Below are 4,872 nucleotides of genomic sequence, written 5' to 3'. Positions count from 1 at the left end.
CGACAACACCGTTTCCGTCATCAAGGCGGCTACCAATACGGTCATCGCGTCGGTGCCGGTCGGCGGCTTCCCCTTCGGCGTGACCGTCAGCCCGGATGGACGTAACGTCTATGTGGCCAACGCCAACGACAGCACGGTATCCGTTATCGATGCGACGAARAACACGGTCGTTACTTCGGTCGATGTCGGCTTTCTGCCGTTCAACGTGGCGACTGGCCCCAGCGGCAAGTTCCTGTACACGTCCAACTTTGGCGAGAACACCGTCTCGGTGATCGACACCGGGACCAAAGCGGTCGTCGCAACGGTTCCCGTCGGCAGCGCACCGAATGGCCTCGACGTGGGCCCCTTGGGCGCCCGCATCTACGTCGCCAACAGCAACTCCAACAATGTCTCCGTCATCGACGCATTCACGAATCAGGTCAAGTCGACGATCGCCGCCGGCAACGGCTCCGACGCCGTGGTGACCAGCCCGATCGGTCTGCCGGTCTATGTTTCCAATCTCGCCGACTCCACCGTGTCGGTGATCAACCCGCTCAACAGCGCCATCATCGCCACGGTGCCGGTGGGCGCTGCGCCGAGCGCGTTAGCCGTCAGCCGCACGTTCGGCCGCGTGTATGTCACTAACTCGGGTTCGCACTCGGTTTCCGTCATCAACCCGTTCACCAACAAGGTGATCGCCACGGTCAACGTCGGCAACTTCCCGGCCGCTATCGCTACCCAGCCGGAATAACCAAATCGCCGCCCGGACAGGCGGCGCCGGGCAAGAAAAGAAAACGGCCACCTCTTCGGGGGTGGCCGTTTTCGTTAAAACATGCTGCCGGGAGCTAGAGCAGCGCCCCCGCCTTCTTCAACGCAATCCACACCCCGATCAGGAACGGAACGCCCACCGCCAGCCAGGCCAACACGCCTATCAGGCCGAACGGCCCACGTGCCGCGGTGGCGAGGCTCGCATCCGAGGCCTGCACCTCGTGCTGCAACGCGCGCTCGCGCTTCAGCTCTTCCTCGGTCATGTGGTGCTTCGGATCGACCGGGCGGACCATCAGGTTGCAGATCAGGCCGATCAGCAAGAGGCCCGCGAGGATGTACAGGGTGCGGTCGTAGACGAGATTCTTGGCCACCCCGGCGCCCAGCTGCGCCTCACGGATGCCGGCAATGAGGACCGGGCCGATCACGCCGGCCACCGACCATGCAGTGAGCAGACGGCCATGGATGGCACCGACCATCTGCGTCCCGAACATATCCGCCAGATAGGCCGGCACGGTGGCGAAGCCGCCGCCGTACATCGACAGGATGACGCAGACCGTGATGACAAATGCCGCCGCCATGCCCAGGTGACCGAGCGTCGGCAGGAGGCAATACAGAATGATGCCGAGGATAAAGAAAACGCAGTAAGTAAACCGTCGGCCAAGAAAATCCGACGCCGAAGCCCAGGCCAGGCGGCCCACCGAATTGAACAGGCTGATGAGGCCCACCAGACCCGCGGCGGCGGTAGCGATCGCGGCCTTCTGCGCGGCGGTAAGCGCCGTACCCGGATCGACACCAAGCAGACCCGCACCGAACACGTCCTGCAACATCGGACTTGCCATGGACAACACGCCAATGCCAGCGGTCACGTTCATGCACAGCACGCCCCAGATGAGCCAGAACTGCGGCGTCTTCCAGGCTCGGCTAAGGTGCACGTGGCCATGGCTGATCATGGGCCGCTTGGACACGTCCGCCGTGGCTAGCTGATAGCCCACCGGCTTCCAGCCGTTCGGTGTGACCCTGAAGCCGAACGCCCCCAGCGACATCACCACGAAGTAAACCAGACCCATGACGATCAGCGTGGTCGATACGCCTGGGACATCACCGCTTTTGAAGACGTCCATGAGCTTGACGGCAATCGGCGCGCCGATCATCGCGCCGCCGCCATAACCCATGATGGCGAAGCCCGTGGCCAGGCCACGACGGTCGGGAAACCATTTGATCAGCGTCGACACCGGCGTGATGTAACCAAGCCCCTGCCCCACGCCGCCCAGCAACCCGCAGCCGAGGTAGACCAGCCAGAGCTGGTGGAGAGAGACGCCGATGCCGCCCAGCACCAGACCGCCGCCCCAACAGCACGCGGCGATGAAGCCGGCCTTGCGCGGCCCGGCATGCTCGAGCCAGCCACCCCAGATCGCCGCGGCGAGGCCGAGCATGGCGATGAAGGTTTCGAAGATGTGGTTGACCGAGGGAACGGTCCAGTTGCAGGTCGTTGTCGTGAGCTGGTCGAGGAAGCCCTGGCTCGCGCAGACCGTGGCATCGGCGCCGGTCACCAGGTTGGTCATCGGCAGCCAGAACACCGAGAACCCGTAGGCCATGCCGATACATAGATGAATGGCGAGGGCCGCAGGTGGCACCAGCCAGCGATTGAACCCCGGACCCGCGATCGTACGTTCCCGGGCCAGCAAGCCGGCCGTCTCGTTTCCTGCCATGCGTTTGTTCCCCTGCCTGTGAGTGGTACTTCTCCGGATCGCATCTTAGGCAGGTTTTGGGCTGGCGCCACCCTACGATGGTCTTAGTCGCTCCCTTCGCCGCCACTCGCCCGGCGGCGCGTCGAACGCGCGGCGGAAGCGCCGCGTGAAGTGGGCCTGGTCGGAGAGGCCGCAGCGCACGGCAATGTCACAGAGCGCATCGTCGGTGGCGAGCATGAGCTCGCAGGCGCGCTCCAGGCGACGCATCAACACATAGGCGTGAGGCGTACTGCCGAAGCTCGCCTTGAAGGCGCGGAAGAAATAGGACTCGCTGTAACCGATCGCCGAAGCCAGTTCGGCGATGGCGAGGCGACGTCCGAGATGCGTGTCGATGAAGCGTTGCAGGCGCTCGTGCGCCCAGGGGGGAAGACGACTTTCGTTCATTGCTCTAGGGAGACGATGCATTCGATGCCCTGGCGGGCCATCTTTGCGTAGGGACAGATACGCTCGGTGTCGCGGACCAGCTCCTCGGCGGCCGCGCGGCCGACACCGGGAAGCGCGATGCGAACACCGGCGACGAGGGTGAACAAGCCATCCATGGGATCACGGCCGAAGGTCACCGATGCCGTGACCCGGGCGTCGGGAATCGACATACCGGCACGGGCGGCGAGCAGACTCAACGCACCGTGGAAGCACGCGGCAAAACCGGCCGCGAACAGTTCTTCGGGATTGGTACCGCCACCCGGACCACCCAGTTGGGCAGGCATGCGAAGCTCGAGATCGAGCGTGCCGTCGCGCGAGCGCGCCACGCCCGATGCACGGCCATGCACTGCCTCCCCGCCCGAGACGCTCACCACAGCGGTGTACAGCGGCGCGAAGTCCGCGCCTGTATAGCGGTCGAGGAACGAAACGGGCGGGCGCGTCGGTTTCATCGGTTCGTACGCGTCACGGTCAGGCCGCCGCGCCAGACCGCGCAGCCTCGGCCTGGTTGAACCAGGTCGCGAAGTCGATCTTGCCAAGCGTCGCACCCGGGCCCGGCACCAGCGAGTTCTCCTGCAGCACCGTGCCGAAATACAACGCCTTCGGATCCGGAATCACCTGGCGCGGATCCTTTGTCGCCGCGAGGTAACGCTGAACCAGATCGGCCATGCGGATCTTGTCCGGGCCACCGATTTCGATGATGCCGTTGACGGGTGCACCCACTGTCGCCGTGGTCATCGCATCGGCGACATCGTCGGAGGCGATTGGCTGCATATATCCCGTGGAAAGATGTACCGACTCACCCTTCGCGCTGGCCTGGACGATTCCCTTGAGGAATTCGAAGAACTGCGCTGACCGGACGATGGTGTACGGCACACCCGAATCATGGATCAGTTTCTCCTGAACGACCTTCGCGCGCAGGTAGCCGCTGTCCGGCAGTTCGTCGGTACCCACGACGGAGAGTGCGACGTGGTGCTGCACTCCCGCCTTCACTTCGGCCGCAGCGATATTGCGGCCCGACGTCCGGAAGAAATCGAGCACATCCTGGTCCGCGAACGACGGCGAGTTGCTCAGGTCGAGCACGGTGTCCACCCCCGTCATGGCCGCATCGAGCCCCTCACCTGTCATGGCATTGACCCCTGATGACGGCGACGCCGGGATGACGTCATGGCCGAGGGTGCGCAGACGGGGAACGACCTTGCTACCGATGAGGCCTGAGCCACCGATGACGAGAATTTTCATGGGGTATCTCCTGTTCGTACGAACATGGCGCCGCGGTCCGGATTCGGCGTGGCGAGTGTGGAAACAGTAGGCTGGCGCTGCGCCTCCCGGTAGAACCCCGGGGAGGACTACCGTGTTGCCTTTTGTGCACCAATCACCCGACGGCGGCCAGCAAGGCCACGACCGAGAGGCCACCGGCGCATTGCAGGTCCAGCGCGCGCACACGCGTGATCATGTAGTCGATGAAGACGCGAATACGCGATGGCAATTGTTGGCGGCTCAGATAGCAGATGTAGTGTCCGCGATCGTCAGGTGCGTACTGCGGAAGGCACGCCACCAGCTGTCCGGATCTCAGGTGCTCACACACCTGATAGGCAGCCAGCTGCACAAGACCGCGGCCATCCAGAGCCGCATCCATCAGGAGGTCGGTGTCGTTGAAGGTGAGCATCGCCTTGGGAACCACTTTCTGCAGGCGACCTTCGACCTTGAATTCCCACTCGTGGATACGCCCCGAGGCGAGCCGGAAGTTGAGGCATTGATGCTCCGCGAGCTCGGTAATCGTGCGCGGCAGCCCGTGCGTCGCCACATAGGCCGGCGATGCACAAACGACCATCTGCATGGGAATCAGCTGCCGTGCAATCACCTGGCTGTCTTCCATGCGCCCGTTGCGAAACGAGACATCGATCTGGTCCGTCGTGAAGTCGGCCGCGTGGTCGTCGAGCAACAGGTCTACCGC

General features: G+C 64.0%; 6 protein-coding genes. 1 reads left to right on the top strand and 5 read right to left on the bottom strand.

Annotated features, from left to right (window positions below):
* On the top strand, window positions 1-730 hold a 730-nt coding region (locus AC1DSN_RS18345), incomplete at its 5' end, for a beta-propeller fold lactonase family protein (RefSeq protein WP_477332088.1).
* Window positions 731-824: 94 nt separating this feature from the next.
* Here the strand turns inward: AC1DSN_RS18345 and AC1DSN_RS18340 are convergent.
* From AC1DSN_RS18340 to AC1DSN_RS18320, 5 genes are all read right to left on the bottom strand, one after another.
* Entirely contained in the window at window positions 825-2,456 is a 1,632-nt protein-coding gene (locus tag AC1DSN_RS18340) for an OFA family MFS transporter (protein WP_477297687.1), read from the bottom strand.
* A gap of 72 nt (window positions 2,457-2,528) precedes the next feature.
* Window positions 2,529-2,879 carry a helix-turn-helix domain-containing protein gene (locus AC1DSN_RS18335; RefSeq protein WP_063570739.1) on the bottom strand — a complete coding sequence of 117 codons (351 nt, stop codon included), beginning with the start codon at window positions 2,877-2,879 and terminating at the stop codon, window positions 2,529-2,531.
* Entirely contained in the window at window positions 2,876-3,367 is a 492-nt protein-coding gene (locus tag AC1DSN_RS18330; RefSeq protein WP_477332086.1) for an Ohr family peroxiredoxin, read from the bottom strand. Before AC1DSN_RS18330 ends, AC1DSN_RS18335 begins: the two co-directional genes overlap by 4 nt.
* Before the next feature lie 19 nt (window positions 3,368-3,386).
* On the bottom strand, window positions 3,387-4,157 hold the full coding sequence (locus tag AC1DSN_RS18325; protein WP_477297122.1) for an SDR family oxidoreductase: 771 nt from the start codon (window positions 4,155-4,157) through the stop codon (window positions 3,387-3,389).
* A 133-nt stretch (window positions 4,158-4,290) separates the two neighbouring features.
* A partial coding sequence (locus tag AC1DSN_RS18320; RefSeq protein ID WP_477332084.1) for a substrate binding domain-containing protein occupies window positions 4,291-4,872 on the bottom strand: 582 nt, incomplete at its 5' end.

The organism is Luteibacter sp. P4_D7_3, from assembly GCF_056401735.1.
The sequence above is the reverse complement of the archived record's forward strand: the minus strand, read 5'-3'. Positions and strand labels throughout refer to the sequence as shown.

Bases quoted from the DNA above. Each gene is read 5' to 3' on its own strand.
- AC1DSN_RS18340 (WP_477297687.1), bottom strand. From the start codon at position 2,456: ATGGCAGGAAACGAGACGGCCGGCTTGCTGGCCCGGGAACGTACGATC.
- AC1DSN_RS18335 (WP_063570739.1), bottom strand. From the start codon at position 2,879: ATGAACGAAAGTCGTCTTCCCCCCTGGGCGCACGAGCGCCTGCAACGC.
- AC1DSN_RS18325 (WP_477297122.1), bottom strand. From the start codon at position 4,157: ATGAAAATTCTCGTCATCGGTGGCTCAGGCCTCATCGGTAGCAAGGTC.
- AC1DSN_RS18330 (WP_477332086.1), bottom strand. From the start codon at position 3,367: ATGAAACCGACGCGCCCGCCCGTTTCGTTCCTCGACCGCTATACAGGC.